At 62.5% G+C, this 22,882-nt stretch carries 21 protein-coding genes; 5 read left to right on the top strand and 16 right to left on the bottom strand.

Going from position 1 to position 22,882, the window contains the following annotated elements; translation table 11 throughout:
* Positions 1-65 precede the first annotated feature (65 nt).
* Positions 66-1,892 carry a translation elongation factor 4 gene (gene lepA, locus QEO92_RS26150; protein ID WP_227704968.1) on the top strand — a complete coding sequence of 609 codons (1,827 nt, stop codon included), beginning with the start codon at positions 66-68 and terminating at the stop codon, positions 1,890-1,892.
* Between the two features lie 145 nt (positions 1,893-2,037).
* Here the strand turns inward: lepA and QEO92_RS26145 are convergent, their stop codons facing one another.
* Positions 2,038-3,108 (bottom strand): class I SAM-dependent methyltransferase, encoded by a 1,071-nt coding sequence (locus tag QEO92_RS26145; protein WP_227704967.1) that lies wholly within the window; start codon positions 3,106-3,108, stop codon positions 2,038-2,040.
* Positions 3,109-3,401: 293 nt separating this feature from the next.
* Here QEO92_RS26145 and QEO92_RS26140 point away from each other — a divergent pair, with 293 nt between their 5' ends.
* Together QEO92_RS26140 and QEO92_RS26135 are read left to right on the top strand one after the other, a co-directional pair.
* Positions 3,402-3,629: a type II toxin-antitoxin system CcdA family antitoxin gene (locus tag QEO92_RS26140; protein WP_227704966.1), complete on the top strand. Its 228-nt coding sequence runs from the start codon at positions 3,402-3,404 to the stop codon at positions 3,627-3,629.
* On the top strand, positions 3,629-3,922 hold the full coding sequence (locus tag QEO92_RS26135) for a CcdB family protein (RefSeq protein WP_227704965.1): 294 nt from the start codon (positions 3,629-3,631) through the stop codon (positions 3,920-3,922). Before QEO92_RS26140 ends, QEO92_RS26135 begins: the two co-directional genes overlap by 1 nt.
* A 59-nt stretch (positions 3,923-3,981) precedes the next feature.
* On the opposite strand, the gene QEO92_RS26130 is transcribed toward QEO92_RS26135, so the two are convergent.
* The 10 genes from QEO92_RS26130 to QEO92_RS26085 all read right to left on the bottom strand — a co-directional run bounded on the left by QEO92_RS26130 (position 3,982) and on the right by QEO92_RS26085 (position 15,340).
* On the bottom strand, positions 3,982-4,380 hold the full coding sequence (locus QEO92_RS26130) for a RidA family protein (protein ID WP_227704964.1): 399 nt from the start codon (positions 4,378-4,380) through the stop codon (positions 3,982-3,984).
* A 967-nt stretch (positions 4,381-5,347) separates the two neighbouring features.
* The gene (locus tag QEO92_RS26125; RefSeq protein WP_227704963.1) at positions 5,348-6,139 is read right to left on the bottom strand and encodes a crotonase/enoyl-CoA hydratase family protein; all 792 of its coding nucleotides are present in this window, start codon (positions 6,137-6,139) and stop codon (positions 5,348-5,350) included.
* On the bottom strand, positions 6,139-6,996 hold the full coding sequence (locus tag QEO92_RS26120; RefSeq protein ID WP_227704962.1) for a hydroxymethylglutaryl-CoA lyase: 858 nt from the start codon (positions 6,994-6,996) through the stop codon (positions 6,139-6,141). The genes QEO92_RS26125 and QEO92_RS26120 overlap by 1 nt, the downstream gene beginning before the upstream one ends.
* A complete protein-coding gene (locus QEO92_RS26115; protein ID WP_227704961.1) occupies positions 6,989-8,983 on the bottom strand; it encodes an acetyl-CoA carboxylase biotin carboxylase subunit in 1,995 nt (664 codons plus the stop codon). Before QEO92_RS26115 ends, QEO92_RS26120 begins: the two co-directional genes overlap by 8 nt.
* A 327-nt stretch (positions 8,984-9,310) precedes the next feature.
* A complete protein-coding gene (locus QEO92_RS26110) occupies positions 9,311-10,918 on the bottom strand; it encodes a carboxyl transferase domain-containing protein (RefSeq protein WP_227704960.1) in 1,608 nt (535 codons plus the stop codon).
* Positions 10,918-12,066, bottom strand: coding sequence for an isovaleryl-CoA dehydrogenase (locus tag QEO92_RS26105; protein WP_227704959.1), 1,149 nt, complete (start codon positions 12,064-12,066; stop codon positions 10,918-10,920). Before QEO92_RS26105 ends, QEO92_RS26110 begins: the two co-directional genes overlap by 1 nt.
* A 144-nt stretch (positions 12,067-12,210) precedes the next feature.
* Complete coding sequence (locus QEO92_RS26100; RefSeq protein WP_227704958.1) at positions 12,211-12,579, bottom strand: hypothetical protein; 369 nt, start codon at positions 12,577-12,579, stop codon at positions 12,211-12,213.
* A 99-nt stretch (positions 12,580-12,678) separates the two neighbouring features.
* Positions 12,679-13,530 carry a C40 family peptidase gene (locus QEO92_RS26095; RefSeq protein ID WP_227704957.1) on the bottom strand — a complete coding sequence of 284 codons (852 nt, stop codon included), beginning with the start codon at positions 13,528-13,530 and terminating at the stop codon, positions 12,679-12,681.
* Between the two features lie 3 nt (positions 13,531-13,533).
* Complete coding sequence (locus tag QEO92_RS26090) at positions 13,534-13,884, bottom strand: MarR family transcriptional regulator (RefSeq protein ID WP_037159557.1); 351 nt, start codon at positions 13,882-13,884, stop codon at positions 13,534-13,536.
* Positions 13,885-13,945: 61 nt separating this feature from the next.
* On the bottom strand, positions 13,946-15,340 hold the full coding sequence (locus QEO92_RS26085; protein ID WP_227704956.1) for a leucyl aminopeptidase family protein: 1,395 nt from the start codon (positions 15,338-15,340) through the stop codon (positions 13,946-13,948).
* A 150-nt stretch (positions 15,341-15,490) separates the two neighbouring features.
* Between QEO92_RS26085 and QEO92_RS26080 the strand changes: the two genes are divergently transcribed.
* Complete coding sequence (locus QEO92_RS26080) at positions 15,491-16,321, top strand: tetratricopeptide repeat protein (protein WP_227705266.1); 831 nt, start codon at positions 15,491-15,493, stop codon at positions 16,319-16,321.
* 21 nt (positions 16,322-16,342) lie between these two features.
* The gene (locus QEO92_RS26075; RefSeq protein ID WP_320443045.1) at positions 16,343-16,945 is read left to right on the top strand and encodes a dual specificity protein phosphatase family protein; all 603 of its coding nucleotides are present in this window, start codon (positions 16,343-16,345) and stop codon (positions 16,943-16,945) included.
* Positions 16,946-17,314: 369 nt separating this feature from the next.
* Here the strand turns inward: QEO92_RS26075 and QEO92_RS26070 are convergent, their stop codons facing one another.
* The 5 genes from QEO92_RS26070 to QEO92_RS26050 are packed head-to-tail and all read right to left on the bottom strand — an operon-like array spanning position 17,315 to position 22,880.
* The gene (locus QEO92_RS26070; RefSeq protein ID WP_227704955.1) at positions 17,315-18,292 is read right to left on the bottom strand and encodes a type II secretion system F family protein; all 978 of its coding nucleotides are present in this window, start codon (positions 18,290-18,292) and stop codon (positions 17,315-17,317) included.
* Between the two features lie 9 nt (positions 18,293-18,301).
* Positions 18,302-19,315, bottom strand: a complete 1,014-nt coding sequence (locus QEO92_RS26065) for a type II secretion system F family protein (protein WP_227704954.1) — start codon at positions 19,313-19,315, stop codon at positions 18,302-18,304.
* A gap of 19 nt (positions 19,316-19,334) precedes the next feature.
* A complete protein-coding gene (locus QEO92_RS26060; RefSeq protein WP_227704953.1) occupies positions 19,335-20,834 on the bottom strand; it encodes a TadA family conjugal transfer-associated ATPase in 1,500 nt (499 codons plus the stop codon).
* A gap of 3 nt (positions 20,835-20,837) precedes the next feature.
* The gene (locus QEO92_RS26055; protein ID WP_227704952.1) at positions 20,838-22,133 is read right to left on the bottom strand and encodes a CpaE/TadZ family protein; all 1,296 of its coding nucleotides are present in this window, start codon (positions 22,131-22,133) and stop codon (positions 20,838-20,840) included.
* A 21-nt stretch (positions 22,134-22,154) separates the two neighbouring features.
* Positions 22,155-22,880: a CpaD family pilus assembly protein gene (locus tag QEO92_RS26050; RefSeq protein ID WP_081953034.1), complete on the bottom strand. Its 726-nt coding sequence runs from the start codon at positions 22,878-22,880 to the stop codon at positions 22,155-22,157.
* Between the last annotated feature and the right edge of the window lie 2 nt (positions 22,881-22,882).

Genomic DNA, 22,882 nt, shown 5'->3' with positions numbered 1-22,882 from the left:
TATCCTCAACGAATGGTTATCTTTCCGCTTTGCGGCAGGGATTCGCACTGCTATATGCGCGAGCCATGAGCACCAATTCGTCCCGCACGCCCCTAGACCACATCCGCAACTTCTCGATCGTGGCGCATATCGACCATGGCAAGTCGACACTCGCCGACCGGCTGATCCAGTCGACCGGGGGCCTCGCCGAACGCGAGATGTCGGAACAGGTGCTGGACTCGATGGATATCGAGCGCGAGCGCGGCATCACCATCAAGGCCCAGACCGTGCGCCTGCACTACAAGGCTGAGAACGGCGAGACCTATATCCTGAACCTCATCGACACGCCCGGCCACGTGGACTTCGCCTACGAAGTCTCGCGCTCGCTGTCGGCCTGCGAAGGTTCGCTGCTCGTGGTCGATGCCAGCCAGGGCGTCGAAGCCCAGACGCTCGCCAACGTCTACCAGGCGATCGACAATAACCACGAGATCGTCACCGTCCTCAACAAGATCGACCTGCCGGCCGCCGAGCCGGAGCGCATCAAGGAGCAGATCGAGGAAGTGATCGGCATCGATGCTTCCGACGCCGTGCTGATCTCCGCCAAGACGGGCCTCGGCATTCCCGACGTGCTCGAGGCGATCGTCCACAAGCTGCCGCCGCCCAAGAGCCCGGAAGGCGAAAAGGGTCCGCTGAAGGCGTTGCTCGTCGACAGCTGGTACGACACCTATCTCGGCGTCATGGTTCTGGTGCGCATCATCGACGGCGTGCTGACCAAGGGCCAGCAGATCCGCATGATGGGTACCGACGCCAAGTATACCGTGGAACGCGTCGGCGTGCTCACCCCGAAAATGGTCAATGTCGACAGCCTCGGCCCCGGCGAGATCGGCTTCATCACGGCCTCGATCAAGGAAGTGGCCGATACCCGCGTCGGCGACACCATCACCGAAGACAAGCGCCCGACCGCGCATGCGCTTCCCGGCTTCAAACCGGCCCAGCCGGTGGTCTTTTGCGGCCTCTTCCCGGTCGATGCAGCCGACTTCGAGGATCTGCGCGCCGCCATGGGCAAGCTGCGTCTCAACGACGCCTCCTTCTCCTTCGAGATGGAAAGCTCGGCCGCCCTCGGCTTCGGCTTCCGTTGCGGCTTTTTGGGCCTGCTCCATCTCGAAATCATCCAGGAGCGGCTGGAGCGCGAGTTCAACCTCGACCTCGTCGCGACCGCACCCTCCGTCGTCTACCAGATGACACTGACCGACGGCACCGAGAAGGAACTGCACAACCCGGCCGACATGCCGGACGTGGTCAAGATCGACGAGATCCGCGAGCCGTGGATCAAGGCGACCATCATGACGCCGGACGAATATCTGGGCTCCATCCTGAAGCTCTGCCAGGATCGCCGCGGCATCCAGACCGAGCTCACCTATGTGGGCAGCCGCGCGATGATCACCTACGAACTGCCGCTCAACGAAGTGGTGTTCGATTTCTACGACCGGCTGAAGTCGATCTCGAAAGGCTACGCCTCCTTCGACTATACGATCATGGATTATCGTGCGGGCGACCTCGTGAAGATGTCGATCCTGGTCAACGGCGATCCGGTCGATGCGCTGTCCATGCTTGTCCACCGCACCGCCGCCGACCGGCGCGGCCGCGGCATGGTGGAGAAGCTGAAGGAGCTCATCCCGCCGCATATGTTCCAGATCCCGATCCAGGCGGCGATCGGCGGCAAGGTGATCGCCCGCGAGACGGTGCGCGCGCTGCGCAAGGACGTGACGGCCAAGTGCTACGGCGGCGACGCCACCCGCAAGCGCAAGCTTCTGGAAAAGCAGAAGGAAGGCAAAAAGCGCATGCGCCAGTTCGGCAAGGTCGAAATCCCGCAGGAAGCGTTCATCGCTGCGCTGAAGATGGGCGATGAGTGAATAAAGGGTGAAGGCAGCTTGAATCGCAGCCTGCCTCCGCCCTGCACTGGCCAGTCACTCTAAAACAGGCCCCGATCGTGGGCTGGATCTCATAGATCGACAAGGCACCGCATCGAAGACCATCTCGACGGGTTTCGTCCAACAATCAATGTGTTTGTGTTCGCACCTCGAACACCATGTTGAACGGCGTTTCCGCCGCACGGCGGAAATGCGTAAACCCGGCGTCCAGCGCAACTTTCCGCAGTTTCATTTCGCCTGCCTGGGCGCCCAGTCCAAGCCCAACCTCCTGCGAAAGCGATGCCGGCGTGCAGATCATCGTCGATGCGCCATAATATACCCGGCCGACCGGATTGAGGTTGTCTTTCAGGCGATCATGGGCGAAGGGCTCGACAATCATCCATGTTCCATCTCGCGCGAGGGTATCCTTGACATGCCGCCCGGCACCGACCGGATCACCCATGTCGTGTAGACAATCGAACATGGCCACCAGATCGTAATCGTGCCCGGGATATTCTCCCGCCGCACTCTGGCGGAAGGTGACCCGATTGGCGACGCCCGCGTCCTTTGCCGCGGCGGTTGCTCTTTCGACCGACGGTCGATGATAATCGAAACCGGTGAACCGGGACGCAGGGAAGGCCTGTGCCATCAGGATGGTCGATGCCCCGTGGCCGCATCCAACATCGGCGACATTGGCGCCCTTCTTCAGCTTTTCCTCGACGCCATCAAGAGACGGTATCCATTCGTTTACGAGATGAGCGTTGTAACCTGACCGGAAGAAGCGCTCCGTTCCCCGAAAGAGGCAGGTGCTGTGTTCATGCCAGCCGACGCCCTTGCCGGTGCGGAAGGCTTCCGCAATCCTCGGTTCATCCATCCACACGGATTGAACGACCTCGAATGCACCCACGAAAAATGCCGGGCTGTTCTCCTCGGCAAAGATCATCGCCTGCTCCGGCGTCAGGCTGAACTGATCCGTCTCCTCGTGAAAGGTGACATAGCCCGCGGCAGCTTGCGCGCTGAGCCATTCTTGCATGTAGCGCTCTCTCACCTTTGTCTTCGCAGCGAGATCCGCAACGCTTCTCGGCGTGCCGTCGGCCATCGCCTTGAAGATCCCGATTTGATCGCCGAGAACCACAAGAGCACCCGACATCGATGCACCGATATCATTGACCAGGCGACCCACCAGCTCATCGAGCTTCTGCATATCCGGCTCACGCATGGGCACCTCCCAGGGCTCATGATGGGGGCATGAACGATAAGTCATCTCCTCCTATCGTTTCAATTCCACCATCCGACGTATTATGGGCTCTGGATATCCGTCCAAAGGCGTAGCGTATCCTCCTTTTTCTCTAGCTTGAGGACAGTTTAACTGCTGCGCCCATGGACCTCTCCTGTGGCGCTTCGGCAGTGCCATACTCCGGTCATTCCTGATCTTGTCACCGGGAAGGCGCCGGCGACGCTTGCGATTTTCTGCGACCAAGGCATAATTCGCCTGAGCCATTGGAGGCACGCATGTCCACCGCCCGCAAAGCTGCCAGTCTTTCGCTTGATGCCTCGCTTCTGTCGGAAGCACGGGAGCTGAAGCTCGACGTCAGCCGGGCGGCCGAGGAGGGCCTTGCTCGCGCCGTCAAAGCCGAAAAGGAACGGCTTTGGAGGATCGAGAATGCGGAAGCGCTAAAAGCCGCCAATGATTATGTCGAAAAGCACGGTCTGCCTCTGGCAAAATACCGGCAATTTTGATGGCCCGCTTCCACGTCTATCAATTCGGAAATGAGATAGCGCTGGATATACAGGCCAACCTTCTGGATGCGCTTCACACCCGCGTGGTGGTGCCGTTGGTTCCCGAAAGCGAAATGAAGTGCATTGCCGTTCGCCTCAACCCTCGCTTCGAGATCAACGGCGTAGACTATGTCATGATGACGGAATTCCTTGCCGCGGTTCCTGCCACCGAGCTCGGTGCCAGGATCGCCGATCTCTCCGCCCGAGCCGACGAGATTGTCGCCGCGACCGACTTCCTCTTTCAGGGCTTTTGATGCAAGAAACAGCAAGGCGGCGGCCAGCCTGATCTCTACCGGCCACCGCCCTGCCTCCGTCACTCGCCCTGCGGAATACGTGCAATCACCTTGATCTCGAAATCGAAGCCGGCCAGCCAGTTGACGCCCACGGCGGTCCAGTTCGGGTAAGGTTTTTCGGTAAACGTGGCGTCCTTCACGGCAAGAACCGCTTCGAACTGCTTTTCCGGATCGGTGTGGAAAGTGGTCACATCGACAATGTCGTCGAACGTGCAACCCGCAGCCTTCAGCACAGCGCGGAGGTTTTCGAAGGCAAGCTCGACCTGCTTCTTGAAATCCGGCTCGGGCGAGCCGTCCTCGCGGCTGCCGACCTGGCCCGAGACGAAGAGCAGATCGCCCGAACGGATCGCTGCCGAATATTTGTGGATCTCGTAGAGCGCCTGCCGGCCGGCGAGGAAGACTGCATCACGCTTGGTCATTTCATTCTCCTGTTGAACAGTGCGGGCCGGATCGCGATCCCGATCCGCTTTGTCGGGCATCCAATCGCATACGTCCCGTATGTCAATCGATATAAGTCATACATCGCGTATGTCAATTCACATACGCGATGTATGTTTCCTTCTGCGGCCAGATAGGCAAGACCAGATGCCGCAAACGGCGGGAGCAGAACCGGCGCACCGATCCGATCCTCCCCTTGAGGGGGAGATGCCCGGCAGGGCAGAAAGGGGGTGTGGCGAGGCAAATCAAGGCCTTGGAAAAAATCGGCAGGAAAAATCGCCTCCATTCATCCCCGCCCTCACGCCTCATGCCTACAATCTTGCCGTCCCGCATCGGATACGCTGGCAGGCGTGCCAGTGAGGCGGGGCCGGCGCCGGGTGTGAGGAAACGACGTAAGTCCTTGCATTCGGGGTCCGCGGAAAATGGTCTCCCTCCGGCGACGTGGGGGCGGGTGAGACGCTGTCGGGCCGACGTCTCGTTTCGCTTCCTTGCATTATGCGCCGGGCGTGCCTGTGAGGCATTGGAGGGTGACGGGACAGCGCCATGCGGCGTCCGGGGTTTTCCTTGAAAGCCCGGCTGCGCGGCGCAGGTGGAAGACGGTGCCCCCCGACGGCTCGCGAATGAGCAATCGGGACCGGCGGTCATGGCCGTAGCACCGTAAGTCTAAAGAGCGTGCATGACACTCTCCCGCTCAGGAGGGGCGCGCCACCGTTCCCACAAACCCCGTCATCGCAGAGGGACCGGAGTCGCGGGCATAAACCGCCGAACGGGGCGCTGAGAGGTGCTACCCAAAACTAAAACTTAAGAGGCAGCTTTCAGCGCCCCGTCCGATCCTCGGATCTCTCCTCGGGTTCAACCCGAGGATCGTTCGCCCGAGGATGACGAAAGAAACCGACCATCACCAAGGGACGAGTCTGCCCGATGATATCGACCGGCAGCAATCGAGTCTCACTTCGGTGCCCAAGGCATCGGCCGGCGGTTCAGGAAGGCATCGATGCCGGCGCGGCCTTCATCGCTTTCCCAGCGGTCAGCGAGCAGGCCGATGCTGCAGGCAAGCGGATCGCCGGCGGTTCCCCTGGCAAGGCTCCGCACGAGGCTCTTGGCGCTGGAAACCGCGCCGGGCGCACAATCCAGAAAGGCCGCGGCCTCCTCCTCGACCGCCGCATCGAGTTCACCCGTGGGGCGGACAGCCGAGACGAGGCCGATCTCGCGGGCTATGACCGCTTCAAAACGGCGGGCGTTGAGGAAGAGCCGGCGCGCATGGCCCTCGCCGATGCGGCGCACGACATAGGGGCCGATCGTCGCCGGGATCAGTCCGAGCCGCGTTTCGGTGAGCGCGAACTCGGCACCTTCCACAGTGATCACGATGTCGCAGACCGCCATCAGGCCGATGCCGCCGCCGAAAGCGTTGCCCTGCACCCGGCCGATCAACGGCTTCGGCAGCTCGTCCAGCGCCTTCAGCATCAGTGCCAGCGCCGTCGCGCCCTCGATCTTGCCCTGCCGGTCCTTCCGCGCCTGATCGCGCATCCATTGCAGATCTCCGCCGGCGCAGAAGGTCGGGCCGGAGGACGCCAGCACCACGACCCGCACCGCCTCGTCCGTCGCAAGCCTTGTCGCCGCATCGGCAAGTTCCGCGATCATCGCGGCGTTCATCGCATTGTGCTTGTCCGGGCGGTTCAGCGTCAGCATTGCTACGCCGCGCGCATCCGTCTCCAGCATCAGCGTGTCGTAGCCGCTCATCAGCGCGCTCCCCTCAAGCTGCGGGCAAAGGCTTCCGCCTCCGCCAGCCGGTCGCGATCGATCCCCGTCTCGAAGCCGAGAGCCACCAGATGATCGACCGTCTTGCCTGTCGCGACATTGCCTTCGGCGCCCGGCGCATACGGGCAGCCGCCGAGCCCGCCCGCCGCCGCATCGAAGACCCTGAGCCCCTTTTCGAGCGCGACCGTGATGTTGTCGATGGCGCGGCCGTTGGTGTCGTGGAAATGCCCTGCCAATTCCAGCGCCGGCAGCCGCTCCAGCACGGCGTCGAGCATGGCGGCGACACGTTCCGGCGTGCCCGTGCCGATCGTATCGCCGAGCGAGATTTCGCAGCAGCCGAGACGCCGCAACCGCTCGGCCACCTCCGCGACCTGCGCCGGCGGCGTCGGGCCGTCATAGGGGCAGTCGACGACGCAGGAGACGTAGCCGCGCACCGGAACGCCATCCGCCCCTGCCCTCCAGATCAGCGGCGCGAAACGCTCGAAGCTCTCGGCGATGCTGCAATTGATGTTCTTCCGGCTGAAGCCTTCCGAAGCGGAGGCGAAGACCGCGACTTCGTCCGCCCTCGCGGCAAGTGCTGCCTCGTAGCCGCGCAGGTTAGGCGTCAGCACGGTGTAGCGCGTGCCGGGCCGGCGGGTAATGCCGGCCATGACGTCCGCGCCGTCCGCCATCTGCGGCACCCGATCGGCGCGCACGAAGCTCGTCACCTCGATCCTCTCGAAACGGCAGGCGGACAGCATGTCGACCAGCCGGATCTTGTCGGTAGCGGAGATGATCCGCTTTTCGTTCTGCAACCCGTCGCGCGGTCCGACTTCGTGGATGCGGACGAACTCAGCCATGGTCTGTCTCCGGGGGTGGCTCCAGCACCAGCAGGACCGCTGCTTCCAGCACCTGCTCGCCTTCCGCGACCAGCACTTCGGCAATCCTGCCGTCGCGGGGGGCGGAAAGCGCCAGTTCCATTTTCATCGCCTCCATCACCGCCAGCGTCTCTCCCCTGGAGACATCGGCTCCCACCGCCGCCCGCAGGAGCTTCACAAGTCCCGGCATGGGCGCGACGATCCGGTCGCCTGCCCCCGCCTCCTCCTGATCGCCGGCAAGCGGATCGACAAGACTGAAATGCCAGCTCTCGCCACCCTTGAAAACGGTGACGTCACGGTCGCCCCGGATCGCATGCAGCCGATGTTTTCGACCATCGGTTTCGGTGAGATACGCGTCGCCCGAACGGCCGAGATGCAGGTCGATGTCCCTGCCATCGACGGTCGCGGCATAGGCGCCCTCGCCTCTCCTGCTGAACGAGACCGCAACGTGATGCCCGCGATGGTCGAGCGTCACGAAATCGGCCGCTTCGGACCACAGGCGGAAACCTGGCAGTCTTGCCCAGGGATCATTGGGAGCGGCCGGCTCCAGGGCACCCGAAAGGCTGAGCGCGGCCAATGCGACGACCTCGGAAAGGGCAGGATGCGCCATCGTCAGTTCGGCCAGATGACGCTCGATCAGGCCGGTATCGGGATTGCCTTCCGCGAAATCCGGCTCGTTCGCCAGCCGGCGGAGAAAGGATGCATTGGTCGCGACACCGGTGGCGCGGACTTCGGCCAGGGCCGTCGAAAGCCGGGACAAGGCTGTGGCGCGATCCGGTCCGTGCGTGATCACCTTGGCGATCATCGGATCGTAAAAGGGCGAAATACGGTCGCCGGCGCGCACGCCGCTGTCGATGCGAGCCAGATCCTCCGGCAGATCGAGATGGGCCAGCATGCCGATGGCGGGCAAAAAGCCGCGTTCGGCATCCTCGGCATAGAGCCGCGCCTCGAAGGCCCAGCCATCGATCGAGAGCTCGTCCTGCCGCTTCGGCAACGGCTCGCCGGATGTCACGCGCAATTGCCACTCGACCAGATCGACCCCGGTGATCGCCTCCGTCACCGGATGCTCCACCTGAAGCCGCGTGTTCATCTCCATGAACCAGAAGCGGTCGGGTTTCAGCCCCTCGGAACTGTCCGCGATGAACTCGACCGTGCCGGCGCCGGAATAGCCGATCGCCTCGGCCGCCTTGACCGCCGCCTCGCCCATGACGCGACGCATATCCTCCGGCATGCCGGGGGCCGGCGCTTCCTCGATGACCTTCTGGTGGCGACGCTGGAGCGAGCAGTCGCGCTCGAAGAGGTGCACGACGTTACCGTGGTCGTCGCCGAACACCTGAATCTCGATATGGCGCGGATGAGTAATGTATTTTTCAATGAGGCAGGAGGCATCCCCAAAGGCGGCCAGCGCCTCGCGCCGGGCAGACGCCAGGGCATCCCGGAAGGCCACCGCGCTCTCGACCCGTCGCATGCCCTTGCCGCCGCCGCCGGCGCGCGCCTTGATGAGGACGGGGAAGCCTATACGCTCGGCCTCGCTCAACAGGAAATCCGGGTTCTGATCGGTCCCGTGATACCCCGGCACCACCGGCACGCCCGCCTGTTCCATCAGCACCTTGGCGGCATCCTTCAGGCCCATGGCGCGGATGGCCGCGCCGGAAGGACCGATGAAGCGAAGGCCGGCAGCCGTGACCGCTTCGGCGAAGTCCGGGTTCTCCGAGAGAAACCCGTAGCCGGGATGGATGGCATCGGCGCCGGCGCAAAAGGCCGCTTCGATGATCCTGTCGCCGCTCAGGTAACTTTCCGACGCAGGCGACGGGCCGATATGCACCGCCTCGCCGGCAAGCGCGACATGCAGCGCATCGCGATCGGCATCCGAATAGACGGCAACCGTCGCAACACCCAAACGATGGCAGGTGCGGATGATCCGACAGGCGATCTCGCCGCGATTGGCTATGAGGACCTTTTTCAGCATGGAGTGGTCCTCACGTATCGTCGCTGGATATCCTTTCCCTCAGCCTTTCTCCGCCGGAGCACCGCACTTGCATATGGGATATGGACGTTGCCGCGGTCTCCCTGCGATCTCCCCCCTTGAGGGGGAGATGTCACCGAAGGTGACAGAGGGGGGTAGCGGCGTTGCGGCGGAGCCAGATCTCGGTGAGTATGCCAAAATACCCCCCTCTGCCTTGCCGGGCATCTCCCCCTCAAGGGGGGAGATCGGTATGCCGCCACGGTTTCACTCCCCTCGTGAGGTCGACGGCGGCCAGGCCCGAAGAAGTTTGTGTAATCCGTCATCCGCACCTCACATGCGGAACACGCCGAAGCGTGTGTCCTCGATCGGCGCGTTAAGCGCGGCGGAGAGGCTGAGAGCCAGGACTTGTCGCGTCTTCGCCGGATGGATGATGCCGTCGTCCCAAAGCCTTGCGGAGGCATAGAGCGGGTGGCTCTGCTCCTCGAACCGGTCGAGCACCGGCTGTTTGAACGCCGCCTCCTCTTCGGCACTCCACGACTTGCCGCCGCGTTCGATCGCCTCGCGCCTGACCGTCGCCAGCACGCCGGCCGCCTGCGGGCCGCCCATGACCGAGATGCGACTGTTCGGCCAAGTCCAGAGGAAACGCGGCGAATAGGCACGTCCCGCCATGCCGTAATTGCCGGCGCCGAAAGAGCCGCCGACTAGGATCGTCACCTTCGGGACCGATGTGGTGGCGACCGCGGTCACCAATTTGGCGCCGTGCTTGGCAATGCCTTCCGCCTCGTAACGACGCCCGACCATGAAGCCGGTGATGTTCTGCAGGAAGACGAGCGGGATTTTCCGCTGCGAGCAGAGTTCGATGAAATGCGCGCCCTTCTGCGCGCTTTCGGAGAAGAGCACGCCGTTGTTGGCCACGATGCCGACGGGAATGCCGAAGACATGCGCAAAACCGCAGACCAGCGTCGTGCCGTACCGCGCCTTGAATTCATCGAAACGGGAGCCATCGACGATCCGGGCGATCACCTCACGGATGTCATAAGGCGTCGAAAGAGAGGCCGGTACGATCGCGGCGATCTCTTCCGGATCGTAGAGAGGCTCCTCCGGCTTTTCCAGCACGACGGTTTCCGGCTTGCGGATATTGAGGCCGGCGATCGCGCGGCGGACCAGCGCCAGCGCATGGGCGTCATCGCGGGCAAGATGGTCCGCAACGCCGGAAAGCCTTGTGTGGACATCACCGCCGCCGAGATCTTCGGCGCTCACCTCCTCGCCCGTCGCCGCCTTCACCAGCGGCGGGCCGGCCAGGAAAATCGTGCCCTGGTCCCTGACGATGATCGCCTCGTCGGACATGGCAGGCACATAGGCTCCGCCCGCCGTACAGGAACCCATGACCGCGGCGATCTGGGCAATGCCCCTGGCCGACATGCGCGCCTGATTGTAGAAGATGCGGCCGAAATGATCCCGGTCCGGAAAGACCTCGTCCTGGTTCGGCAGGTTGGCGCCGCCGGAATCGACCAGATAGACGCAAGGCAGGCGATTTTCCTCGGCGATCTCCTGGGCGCGCAGATGCTTCTTCACTGTCATCGGATAGTAGGTGCCGCCCTTAACCGTCGCATCGTTGGCGACGATCATCACCTCGCGGCCCCCGACCCGGCCAATGCCGGTGACGATGCCGGCCGAAGGGCTGGCGCCGCCATAAAGCCCGTGCGCCGCGGTGGCGCCCACTTCGAGGAACGGCGAGCCGTGATCCAGAAGCCTTGCGATGCGCTCGCGCGGCAAAAGCTTGCCGCGTTTGACATGCCGCGCCCGCGCTTCCTCGCCGCCACCAGCCTCGGCCAGCGCCACGGCGGCCTCGATCTCCACGAGTTTCGCATGCATGGCGGCGCGATTGGCTTCGGCCAGCTCGCTCTTCAAATTGACCTGCGAGCGGATGACGGCCATCAGGCGGTTTCCCTGAAGAGTTCGCGGCCGATCAGCATGCGTCGGATTTCGGACGTGCCGGCACCGATCTCCATCAGCTTGGCGTCGCGCAGCAGCCGACCGGTCGGATTGTCGTTGATATAACCGTTGCCGCCGAGCACTTGGATTGCCTGCAGAGCCTGTTGCGTCGCCTGTTCCGAGGCATAAAGGCAGCAGGCGGCGGCATCCTGCCTCGTTACCTCGCCGCGATCGCAGGCGCCGGCGACCGCATAGACATAGGCGCGGGCGGAATTCATCGCCGTATACATGTCGGCGACCTTGGCCTGGATGAGCTGGAACTCGCCGATCGGCTGGCCGAACTGCTTTCGCTCGTGGACATAGGGCATGACCACATCGAGGCAGGCATGCATGATGCCAACACCGATGCCGGCCAGCACGACCCGCTCGTAATCGAGGCCGGACATCAGGACCCGCACGCCGCCGCCTTCCATGCCCATGACGTTTTCGGCCGGCACCTCGCAATCCTGGAATACCAGTTCGCAGGTATTGGAGCCTCGCATGCCGAGCTTGTCGAGTTTCTGCGCGGTCGAGAACCCCTTGAAGCCTTTCTCGATGAGGAAAGCGGTAATCCCCTTTGGTCCCGCAGCCGGGTCGGTCTTGGCATAGACCACCAGCACATCCGCGTCCGGGCCGTTGGTGATCCACATCTTGCTGCCGTTCAGCACGTAACGGTCACCGCGCTTTTCCGCCCTGAGCTTCATGGACACGACGTCCGAGCCGGCGCCGGGCTCCGACATGGCGAGCGCGCCGACATGTTCGCCCGAGCAGAGTTTCGGCAGGTAGCGCGCCTTCTGCTCGGCATTGCCGTTGCGGTTGACCTGATTGACGCAGAGGTTGGAATGGGCGCCATAGCTGAGCGAAGTCGAGGCGGAAGCACGGGCGAGTTCCTCGACGGCCACGACATGGGCAAGATAGCCGAGGCCCGAGCCGCCGAAATCCGGATCGGCAGTGATGCCGAGCAGGCCGAGGCTCCCAAGTTGCGGCCAGAGATCGCGGGCGAATTCGTTGCTGCGATCGATCTCTTCGGCGCGCGGCGCCAGTTTCTCCTGCGCAAAACGATGAACCGTCTCGCGCACGGCCTCGACCTCCTCACCAAGGGCGAATTTCATGCTTGCGTGGAACACCTCGTCTCCTCCCGGTGCACCAAATTTACTATCAGAAGGTTGTGGGGCAGCCGCGAGACATCGTCAATGACCTCGCGAGAGATCGCAATATCCGGTCTTTTCCGAAGCGGGGTTTGAAAAAAGATTGCCCTATTCGGGCAGATGGCGCGGGTTCAGGCCCGGAACCCATTGGGTATTCGGCAGATCGGTTCCGGAAAAGGTCGCGCCGCCTTCCGTCCTGCAACGATAGATGCGGGTCGGTGCAACGTCGCCATAGAGGATGTCGTATCTGCCGCGCGGCCGATAGACATATTCGATATCGCTGGAGCAGGTGTAGGAATCACGCCTTACGCGCTCTTCTTCCGGCACCACGCCCGGAAGGTTCCTGAAATAGGTCGGCTGGCTCCTGCGGAACTCGTCGCGATCCGCGGCAAAGACATCCATGGGGAAAAGCGCGGCAACAAGCAGTGCCACGAACATCACGGCCGGCAATATCCACGCACCCTTGAGCATCGTCATCTCACTCCTCATCCGCGAAACCCACGGATGAATCCAAGATATGGACGGCAAGGTTTTCATTCCATGGGACTGTTCCCACGTTTGCGTGATCATCGCCGGTTATCCCAAACGGCGATAGCCTGTCGGCTGTTCGTACAGCCACCCGATACGCTTCACCGCCTCTTCGAAGCCTTCGCGGGCGACGCTCACCGTATGGCCGTTGGCATGAAGAAGCGTTTGCTCGTTCTCCATGATGCCCACATGACCCTTCCAGAAAACCAGGTCGCCGCGGCGAAGTTCCTCGCGGGTGATGGCCGAGCCGATCGAAACCTGCATGTCGGAATCGCGCGGTGCGGATTTTCCGACCATCATCAGGGATAGTTGCACCAGGGCCGAGCAATCAAGGCCGAAACCGGAACGGCCACCCCACAGATAGGGGGTCTCGATGAATTTTTCCGCCACCGCGACGTAATCGTCCCCCATGGTCTCGGCGACAGGCAGGCAATGACGTGCAATCACCGCCCCGCCGGTCGAAAGCACGAAGTAGCGGGTGCCACGGGTCTCCACATCGCCGACCACCGTGATGCGACTGCCCATGGAGAGTGTTGCGGTCGGTGGCTTTCGCAATTCCGGCCCGGGATAAAGGAACGTTCGCTGGACGGCGATGCGATGTGTCGGCTCCTCCGGGGTGCCGAGCATCGTTTCCGGCAGGTAACCGACATAGCGGTCCTGATCCGCCTGAACCCAGGCAAAACCGCCAGCGCGGTCGAAAACCCGCACAGTTTCACCGAACAGAAGTTCGGTATCGATGCCGCGAGCAAGATCAGGTCCGGGACGCAGTTGCGCCACCGGCGCTGCGATGCGGGCCGGCTCGCCACGAACGAAATTCGCGGCCTCGACACTTCCTTTCAACGTCTCGTCGGCGAGATCGGGGCGGAAGGCATGCAGGCGTCTGTCGAGTATTTCCATCATTCTTCAAGCTCCAGGCTTGCGGCCTTCCCGGATGATCAGGTCACCCAGTTTTTCAAGAAACAGTGCACCAGCCACCGTGCGCTTGATGACGACGTTGCGGCGGTCGCGCTCGTCGCGTTCGCGGTCCACCAGGCCCATCTCGCCCATCGTATCCAGCGCGCGGGTGACGACTGGCTTGGTGACGCCCAGCGTGGCGGCGAGCCCGCGCACCGTATGCGGCGGCGGCACGAGGTAAATATGCAGCAGGATCGACATCTGGCGCAATGTCAGATCGCGCCCGTCATGCCGCACCTGCTCCAGCGAGACCCGGCGCCAGAGGCCCAAAGCTTCCGTCGCCGTCAGTTCAACCGGCATCTCAATCCTCGGCTCAAAATCCCGTGGATTTTAGGCAAAAGGTCTTACCGTTTTGTTTCGATCATTTCGCCGCCAGATCGCGAATGACGCGATAGAGTGCGCGGATGGCAAAGGCTTCGCCGCCGACCGGCGCATGCGGCTTATCGGCCAGAACCCAAGCGTAGATATCGAAATGCGCCCAGCTTTTCGTCGCCGTGACGAACCGCTTCAGGAAAAGTGCCGCGGTAATGGCGCCGGCCATGCCGCCGGAAGGGGAGTTGGTAATATCGGCGGCGCGGGAGCGGATATCCTTGTCGTAGCCCATCCAGAGAGGCAGGCGCCACATGGGATCGGCTTCCTCCTTCGACGCCTCCATGAGTTTCGCCGAGAGCGCTTCGTCATCCGTGAAATAGGGCGCAAGCTCCGTGCCGAGCGCGACGCGGGCAGCCCCCGTCAGCGTAGACATGTCGATCATCAGGTCCGGCGGGTTCTCGTCCGCATAGGCGAGCGCATCGGCGAGGATGAGCCGGCCTTCGGCATCGGTATTGTCGATCTGCACGGTGACGCCCTTGCGGCTCCTGTAGATATCGCCGGGACGGAAGGCACTGCCGGAAATGGAGTTCTCGACCGCCGGCACCAGCACCTGCAGGTCGACCTTCAGGCCGGCATCCATGATCATCAGGGCAAGGCCCATGACATTCGCCGCGCCGCCCATGTCTTTCTTCATCAGGGCCATGTTCGCGGCGCCCTTGATGTCGAGGCCGCCGGTATCGAAGCAGACGCCCTTGCCGACCAGCGTCACACGCGGATGGCCCTTTTCGCCCCAGCGCAGTTCGAGCAGCCGCGGCGGCGAGGCGCTGGCGCGACCGACCGTATGGACCAGCGGAAAATTCTGCTTCAAGAGGTCTTCGCCGACGATCGAGGTGACGGTTGCACCATAGTGCTCGCCAAGCGCCCGGAAAGCCGCTTCCAGCTCGGCCGGGCCCATTTCGTTCGTCGGGATGTTGACGAGGTCGCGGGCCAGGAAGACGCCCGCGAGCTGACGCTCGATATCGGCGGAATCGGCCGCTTCCGATACGGAAAACCGGACATCCTTCTGCTTGTCGGACTTGTAGCGGTTGAAGCCATAGGTGCCGAGACCATAGCCGAGAGCGAGATGATCCGCGGCCAGCGCCGTCGTCTCGACATGCCAGTCTCCGGGCGGAAGGAGTTTTGAAAGCTTCCCGGTCATGAAGGGCGCTTCCGACGGATCACTGCCGAGGCCAAAGAAGGCACTGGCGACCTCCCCATCACCACCCGGCACGAGAAGAAGCGCGCCGGCCTCCGCCTTGAAACCCGCCGCTTTCGCCCAGGCAAGCGCTGTGGGATTAAATTTCCCCGCTTCCAGATCTGCGGGCGTGACGGCATGAACTGGCTTTGTCACCGCGCCTTTCGCGCTGAAGGGAGAAGGACGTTCGATATACTGATAGGGGGTCATGGGGCGAGCCTTCGGAAGCGTCTGGAATCGTTGGGTTTAACGGTCTGTTAGGGTTAACAGTTTATTGCTGAAGTGGAAATGCGCCATATGCCCGCCGCCGGATCGAAAAACGAAAAAGCGTCGGCACCGGACCACGACGAGACCCGCACGATGACCGCTCCTGCCGCCCCGACATTCCGCAAGACCTGCTTCGCCCGGACGGCCGCAATGGCACTTCTGGCGCTTTCGGTTGCAGGTTGCGCCACAAAGCCGGACGCGCGGACGACCGGCTCGATCCCGCGGATTTCCGCCGCATCGCTGGAAGGGATGAATGCAACGCAGCTTTCGAACACGGAGAAATCGATCGGCGCCGCCTATGTCCGTGATCCGAAAAACAAGGAGATCGGCCTGAGATACGCAACCGTGCTCGGCATGACGGGCAAGACCTCGCAGGCGCTTGCCGTGATGCAGCAGGTGGCGATCGCCCATCCGGCCGACCGCGACGTGCTTGCCGCCTACGGCAAGGCGCAGGCCGCCGCCGGCCAGCTCGAACAGGCACTCGCGACGATCAACCGGGCCCAGACGCCGGATCATCCCGACTGGAGACTCTATTCGGCGGAAGGCGCCGTGCTCGACCAGCTCGGCCGCTCGGAAGAGGCGCGCCAGAAATATCGTCTGGCGCTCGATGCGCAGCCGAACGAGCCGAGCGTGATCTCCAATCTCGGCATGTCCTACGTGCTCTCCGGCGACCTCAGGACGGCCGAAACCTATATGCGCAACGCCGCCGGCCAACCAGCCGCCGACAGCCGGGTGCGCCAGAACCTTGCGCTCGTCGTCGGCCTGCAGGGCCGTTTTGCGGAAGCCGAAGAGATCGCCCGCCGGGAGCTCTCGCAGCAGCAGGCGGATGCCAACGTCACCTACCTGCGCGCAATGCTTTCGCAGCGGAGTTCCTGGGCCAAGCTCGCCGACAAGGACAGCAAGGCAAAAACCGCCACAAATTAATATTCAAGAACCATTCTAAAATTGCCGCAATCCATTACGATGGTCGTCGCCAAAGGGACGGTGGCCATGTGGAAATTCTTCAAGCGATCTGCAATGCTGTCTGCAGCAATCCTGCTGTCGACCGGCGCTTATCTCGGCATTCTCCAACTGACCGGCAACTTCCATGAAGTTCTGCCCGGGCAGCTCTATCGCTCGGCACAGCCCACGGCGAGCGCCCTCACCGACTATATCAAGCGGTACGGCATCAAGACCGTCCTCAATCTGCGGGGCTCCAGCCAAAGGGAATGGTACAAGGACGAGGTTGCCGCTACCGACCGTCTCGGCGTCCAGCATATCGATTTCCGCATGTCGGCCATGCGGCAGCTCTCTCCCGAGGAGAGCGAAAAGCTCATCGCCCTGCTGCACGATGCACCGAAGCCGATCCTGATCCATTGCCAGGGCGGCGCCGATCGCACCGGCCTCGCTTCCGTGATCTACCTGCAGCAGGTCGCCAATATCGATGAAGAAACAGCGGAATGGCAGCTCTCGCTTCTCTATGGCCATGTGGGCCTGCCCTTCCTCGGAGCCTATGCGATGGACGAGACTTGGGAAGGGCTTGAAAAGATCTTCGGCCTGCCGAGCTAGGATCAATATACCATACGGACAGGCAGCGAGACCCTGGCGATGCTCAGGCCGAGTCCCGCAGGCCATCATATTGGCAGGTCCTGCCGATCTCTTCTGCCAACTCTCACGTGGCGCCGCCGTCAGAGAAGACGCGAGACTACGGTGACAATGCCGCCGATCAGGACGAGGTTTATGCAAAGCCTTGTCAGCATGAGTGATTCCTCCGAATTCGATGTCGCGTTCAACGGCTCTGGCCGATGGGACCGGGATTGCCGCGACCTTTGAGGACACTAGCAAAACGCTCCTGAATGCGTTGTGAAACCGGAATTCAGCTCATGTTCAGGCGAGCAGGCAACCGGCATGCAGGGGCATAGCGGCCATCTGAAAGGGTCAGAACTTGTCGGCAACCTGGATGCCGGCAGGACCGAGAATGACAGCGATCAGCACCGGCAGGAAGAACAGGATCATCGGCACGGTGAGCTTCGGCGGCAGGGCGGCCGCCTTCTTCTCCGCCTCGTTCATGCGCTCGTCGCGGCCCTCCTGGGCGAGCACACGCAGCGCCTGGGCGATCGGCGTACCGTAGCGTTCCGCCTGAATGAGTGCCTGGGTGACAGACTTGACGATATCGAGCTGGGTACGCAGCCCAAGATTTTCCAAAGCGATACGACGATCCTGCAGGAAGGAGAGTTCGGCCATCGTCAGCACCATTTCCTCGGCAAGCGGCGGCGACTGCTGCGCCATTTCCTCTGCGACCCGGCGCATGGCCGCTTCCATGGAAATCCCCGATTCGACGCAGATCAGCATCAGGTCGAGCGCATCCGGCCAGGCGCGCTTGATGGAGTGCTGGCGTTTGTTCATGAGGTTGGTGACGTAGATGTTCGGTGCGTAGAAGCCGACATAGGCAAAACCGATCGCCGCCAGCATGCGAATCGGGAACGGGCGTGAGGCAAGATTGCCAAGCACGAAGATCCAGATCACCGCTGCCGTCAGAAAGACGAAGGGCAGCAGGAAGCGCGCCACCAGGAAGATGTTGAGGGCATTCTGCGACCGGAGACCCGCGGCGCGCAGCTTGTTGACCGTGTTGTCATCGACCAGCGCCTTGCGCAGGTTGAAACGCTCGACGATCTGGCGGACGGATTGGTTGTTCTGTGCACGCAGCGACGTTTTCGACTGTTCGGCATTCATCCGGGCCCGCTCCCGGGCACGGATCTGCTCACGCTCGGTGGAAACGGCCTTCATGCGCTTTTCGAGATTTCCCTTTTCAAGGAACGGGCTCGCCAGCGTGTAGAGCGTCGCGAAAACCGCAACCGCCACGAGGACGGCCAGAAGCAGGGTCGGATCGGTCAGCGTGGTCGCAAGTCCCTTCATGGCCCCTCCTCAGATGTCGAAATTGATCATGTTGCGCATGACGAAAATGCCGATCGACATCCAGACACCGGAAAACAAGAGGATCAGGTGGCCGCGCGGATCCGTGAAGAGGATCGCGATATAGTCGGGCGACGTGAGATAGACGAGCAGCGCCACGATGAAGGGCAGCGCGCCGATGATGACCGCCGAGGCTTTCGCTTCCATGGAAAGGGCGCTGACCTTGGCCTTCATCTTCTTGCGGTCGCGCAGCACCCTCGAAAGATTGCCAAGCGCTTCGGACAAGTTGCCGCCTGCCTGGCTCTGGATGGTGATGACGATGGAAAAGAAATTCACCTCCGGCAGCGGCATGGTCAACATCATGCGCGTGCAGGCTTCGGGAATGCTCAAACTCACCTGCTGGGATTCCACCACCCGGCGGAATTCCGCCTTCACCGGCTCCTGGCCGTCAGATGCAATCAGGCGCAGCGCATCGTTGAGCGGCAGGCCGGATTTGATCGAGCGCACCATGACATCCAGCGCATTCGGGAATTCGTCGAGGAATTTCCGCTGGCGACGCTTGACCAGGTAGCCGATCACCCAGCGCGGCAGACCGACGGTCGAGACGAAAGCCGCGCCGATCGCCGCCAGCATGGGCAGGCCCGCTATCAGGGTCACCAGAAAGACGAAAACGCCGAAAAGGGCGCTGAACACATAGAAGCGCCCCACGGTCAGCGGCAGACCTGTCTGGGCGAGCCTGGATTTCAAGCTGCCATCGCCCAGCTTCCTGTTCTTCTCTTCCTGCTTCTTCTCGAGATCCTTCAGCGAATCCTGCACGGATTTGCGGCGCTTGGAGAGTTCCTGAACGCGATCGCGGGCGGCATTGGCCTTGGCAAAATCTGTCTCGGCGGCCTTGACCCGGCTCAGCCGCGTATCGGCCTTCTTTTCCACTTCCATGCGGGAGAACAGGAGGCCGTAACAGACCGCAGCCGCAGCGATTGCCACGAGGGCGATGATCGCTACGACAGTGATATCCAGCCCGAACATGGCGTGTTCTCCTCTGCCTTCAGTCCTTGGACCGTTCCATCGCGTCGAGCGCCGCGGCCAGGCGCTTTTCCTCATTGAAATAGCGGGCGCGATCCCAGAAATGCGGCTTGGCGATGCCCGTCGACACATGCTGGCCGATCAGCCGGCCATTTGCATCCTCACCCTCGATCTCGTAGCGCATCAGATCCTGGGTCACGATCACGTCGCCTTCCATGCCGATCACCTCGGTAATCTGGGTGATGCGGCGCGAACCGTCGCGGAGGCGGGCGGCCTGGATGATAACGTCGATCGAGCCGGTGATGATCTCGCGCACGGTCTTGGCCGGCAGCGAATAGCCGCCCATGGCGATCATCGATTCCATGCGGCTCAGACATTCGCGCGGCGTGTTGGCGTGGATCGTGCCCATCGAACCGTCGTGGCCGGTGTTCATCGCCTGCAGCAAATCAAAGACTTCCGGTCCACGCACTTCGCCGACGATGATGCGTTCGGGACGCATGCGCAGGCAATTCTTCACGAGGTCGCGCATGGTGATCTCGCCCTCGCCTTCGATGTTCGGCGGACGGGTTTCCAGGCGCACCACATGCGGCTGCTGCAGCTGAAGTTCGGCCGTATCCTCGCAGGTGATGACCCGCTCTTCCTTGTCGATGTAGTTGGTGAGGCAGTTCAGAAGCGTCGTCTTGCCCGAGCCCGTGCCGCCGGAGATGACGATGTTGCAGCGAACCCGCCCGATGATCTGCAGCAGGACCGCGCCTTCCGGCGTGATCGCCCCGAACTTGACGAGTTGGTCGAGGTTCAGCTTGTCCTTCTTGAACTTGCGGATGGTGAGCGCCGGGCCGTCGATCGCAAGCGGCGGCGCGATGACGTTTACGCGCGAACCGTCCGGCAGGCGCGCGTCGCAGATCGGCGAGGATTCGTCGACACGACGGCCCACCTGGCTGACGATGCGCTGGCAGATCGACAGAAGCTGGGCGTTGTCGCGGAAGCGGATATCGGATTCGATCGTCTTGCCGCCGACTTCGATGAAGGTCTGGCCGGCACCGTTCACCATGATGTCGGCGATGTCGTCACGGGCGAGCAACGGCTCCAGCGGACCGTAGCCCAAAACGTCGTTGCAGATGTCCTCGAGCAGTTCCTCCTGCTCGGAAATCGACATCGCGAAATTCTTGATCGTGATGATGTCGTTGACGATGTCGCGGATTTCCTCGCGCGCACTCTCGGCATCCAGCTTGGCAAGCTGGGAAAGGTCGATCGTATCGATCAGCGCCGAAAAAACCTGGCTCTTCGTATCGTAATAGAGCTCGGTGCGAACCGGCTTCCTGCGGGCCGGAGCCTGGGGAGCGAGCGTCGGCGGTGAAACCGGCTGGCGCTGGACGGCCGGGTCCCGCATGGGTTCGGCGAGGACTTCCGGGGCCAGAGGCCTTGCCATTGCGGGCGTGGCCGGAGTGGACGTGGCAGCCGGCGGCGGCGCAAGCCCGGCCGCGCTTTTCCCAAACCCCTCGTTTCCGCGTTTTCCGAACATGCCTTATGCCTTCTTGCGGGACAGCATCCCGAGAATATTGCCGAGGCCGCCCTTTTTCGCCTTCTTCATCGCGACGCGCCCGGTGACGATATGAGCGATCTGCGAGAAGGTTTCGGCGGCTGGCGATTTCGCATCGATCTCGGAAATCATCCGGCCGCTATTGGCGGCGTTGCCGAAAAGCTGCACATCGAAAGGCAGGATGGCGATCGGCTCGATCTCCAACGGCTCGATGAAGTCGACGGGCGCAATTTCCGGGCGCTTCGGCATGCCGACCTGATTGAGGATGAGGTGCGGCGGGCGATCATTCGGCCGGAGCTTCTTCAGCGCGTCGATCATGTTCTTGGTATTGCGCAGGTTGGCGAGATCGGGAACGGCGCAGATCACCACTTCGTCCACTTCGGACAGGACGGCGCGCGTCCATTCCGTCCAGCCATGCGGGAGATCGAGCACCGCGACCGGCGCGCTGCGCTGCAGCAGCTCGATGATCGGCGTGAAGGCGCCTCGCTCGAAATCGTAGGCGCGATCAAGCAGCGAAGGCGCGGCCAACAGAGACAGATGCTCGGAGCATTTGGTGAGCAGACGGTCGAGGAAGACCTCGTCGAGGCGTTCGGGCGCAAAAACGGCTTCCGCAATACCCTGGGCCGGGTCCTGGTCAAAATCGATATTGGCCGTGCCGAAAGGCAGGTCGAGGTCGGCGAGAATGGTCTCGGTCGAGAAGAGGTTCGAAATACCGAAGGCGCAGTTATGGGCAATGGTCGAGGACCCCACGCCACCCTTTGCGCCGATGAAGGCGATCGACCTGCCGAGCGGCTCGGCTTCCGGATCGACGAAAATCGCAGAGATCGACGCCAGCATGTCCTGCATCTGCACCGGCCCGACGAGATATTCGGAGATGCCGTTGCGGATAAGCTCGCGGTACAGAGCGATATCGTTATAGCGGCCGACGATGATGACCCGTGTCGAGGGATCGCAGACCTCGGCAAGCGGCGTCAGTTCATCGAGCAGGTTTTTTGGATCGGTCTCCGTTTCGAGGATGATCAGGTTCGGCGTCGGGGTGGACGCGAACATGTTGGCCGCGGCGTCGGTGCCGCCGATCGTCACGCGCAGATTGACCTTGGCCATACGGCGATCGCGCGCCATGCGGTCCATCATCCGCTGCATGGCCTCGCTTTCGCAGAATGCATGGATCGATATGCGCGGAAGCGGACGCAGCGTGTCCAGATCTCCCAGGCGCTCGGCTTCCTCGGCAAACCGTTCGTCTTCACCGGGAGTTCGGATCTCGTAGTTGATCGGACTCATCTTCTTCTCCGGTCTCCTGGCCTACGGTGTCGTGCTGCTGGTCGATTCGCCGCGATAATCGCTGATGACCTTTGCCCGCTGCGTCGCATCGATCGGGGTCATGCCGCGCGGCGCGATAAGGTCTGTGGGATTGGCGACCTGGGCGGCGAGGTTATTCTGGCTGGCGCAGCCGAAATTGTACCAGTTCTTGTTGCCGAACGTGCTGTCCGACAGATCCGCCGGCCACTCGCCGCACTGGTTCGTCATCGGCTTGGTCGTCACATAGGCGAGCCGGATGGGCGCGGCGTCGCCATTCGGAGAGGCCGCATAGCTGCTCATCAGGATCTTGTGAGGCTGGACGCCTGCCGCTGTCAGCGTGCGACGGATTTCAGCCGCCAGATGCTGGGCCGCTCCTGCATTGTAGGAGCCGTGTGGCACCTGGATCTGCATTATGCCGGCCGGCGAGGACGCAAAACTCTGCGCAAACCCCCGCACCGTGTCCTTCATGCCCGTCGAAAGCCGGGCATCGCCGGAAGCCACGGGGATATCGAGGGTATATTCGCCTTCCGCGAGCACGATCGGATGACGGGTGCGATAATCATCGGGGATCGAGCCTGTGGTGAGCTGGCTGTTGCCACAAGCCGAGAGGAGTATTGCAGATGCCGCAAGCACGGCGGCGGCGGCAATCCTGCTACGATGGGACCTCACCGTGCCCTGGGTCATGACATCCTGTCCTTCGGCGGAGATTTTCTTCGTTTCAATAGCCATGA

Source organism: Neorhizobium petrolearium, assembly GCF_029854435.1.
Lineage (GTDB): Bacteria > Pseudomonadota > Alphaproteobacteria > Rhizobiales > Rhizobiaceae > Neorhizobium > Neorhizobium petrolearium.
Note: the sequence above shows the minus strand (reverse complement) of the source record. Positions and strands in the feature narration are given on the sequence as shown.

Bases quoted from the DNA above. Each gene is read 5' to 3' on its own strand.
- QEO92_RS26125 (WP_227704963.1), bottom strand. From the start codon at position 6,139: ATGAGCGGCTACGACACGCTGATGCTGGAGACGGATGCGCGCGGCGTA.
- QEO92_RS26050 (WP_081953034.1), bottom strand. From the start codon at position 22,880: ATGGCTATTGAAACGAAGAAAATCTCCGCCGAAGGACAGGATGTCATG.
- QEO92_RS26110 (WP_227704960.1), bottom strand. From the start codon at position 10,918: ATGGCCGTCATCCGCTCGCAGGTCAATTTGAAGAGCGAGCTGGCCGAA.
- QEO92_RS26145 (WP_227704967.1), bottom strand. From the start codon at position 3,108: ATGCGTGAGCCGGATATGCAGAAGCTCGATGAGCTGGTGGGTCGCCTG.
- QEO92_RS26095 (WP_227704957.1), bottom strand. From the start codon at position 13,530: ATGATGGAAATACTCGACAGACGCCTGCATGCCTTCCGCCCCGATCTC.
- QEO92_RS26085 (WP_227704956.1), bottom strand. From the start codon at position 15,340: ATGACCCCCTATCAGTATATCGAACGTCCTTCTCCCTTCAGCGCGAAA.
- QEO92_RS26100 (WP_227704958.1), bottom strand. From the start codon at position 12,579: ATGACGATGCTCAAGGGTGCGTGGATATTGCCGGCCGTGATGTTCGTG.
- QEO92_RS26105 (WP_227704959.1), bottom strand. From the start codon at position 12,066: ATGAAATTCGCCCTTGGTGAGGAGGTCGAGGCCGTGCGCGAGACGGTT.
- QEO92_RS26080 (WP_227705266.1), top strand. From the start codon at position 15,491: ATGACCGCTCCTGCCGCCCCGACATTCCGCAAGACCTGCTTCGCCCGG.
- QEO92_RS26130 (WP_227704964.1), bottom strand. From the start codon at position 4,380: ATGACCAAGCGTGATGCAGTCTTCCTCGCCGGCCGGCAGGCGCTCTAC.
- QEO92_RS26140 (WP_227704966.1), top strand. From the start codon at position 3,402: ATGTCCACCGCCCGCAAAGCTGCCAGTCTTTCGCTTGATGCCTCGCTT.
- QEO92_RS26135 (WP_227704965.1), top strand. From the start codon at position 3,629: ATGGCCCGCTTCCACGTCTATCAATTCGGAAATGAGATAGCGCTGGAT.
- lepA (WP_227704968.1), top strand. From the start codon at position 66: ATGAGCACCAATTCGTCCCGCACGCCCCTAGACCACATCCGCAACTTC.
- QEO92_RS26090 (WP_037159557.1), bottom strand. From the start codon at position 13,884: ATGCCGGTTGAACTGACGGCGACGGAAGCTTTGGGCCTCTGGCGCCGG.
- QEO92_RS26115 (WP_227704961.1), bottom strand. From the start codon at position 8,983: ATGCTGAAAAAGGTCCTCATAGCCAATCGCGGCGAGATCGCCTGTCGG.
- QEO92_RS26065 (WP_227704954.1), bottom strand. From the start codon at position 19,315: ATGTTCGGGCTGGATATCACTGTCGTAGCGATCATCGCCCTCGTGGCA.
- QEO92_RS26055 (WP_227704952.1), bottom strand. From the start codon at position 22,133: ATGAGTCCGATCAACTACGAGATCCGAACTCCCGGTGAAGACGAACGG.
- QEO92_RS26120 (WP_227704962.1), bottom strand. From the start codon at position 6,996: ATGGCTGAGTTCGTCCGCATCCACGAAGTCGGACCGCGCGACGGGTTG.
- QEO92_RS26060 (WP_227704953.1), bottom strand. From the start codon at position 20,834: ATGTTCGGAAAACGCGGAAACGAGGGGTTTGGGAAAAGCGCGGCCGGG.
- QEO92_RS26070 (WP_227704955.1), bottom strand. From the start codon at position 18,292: ATGAAGGGACTTGCGACCACGCTGACCGATCCGACCCTGCTTCTGGCC.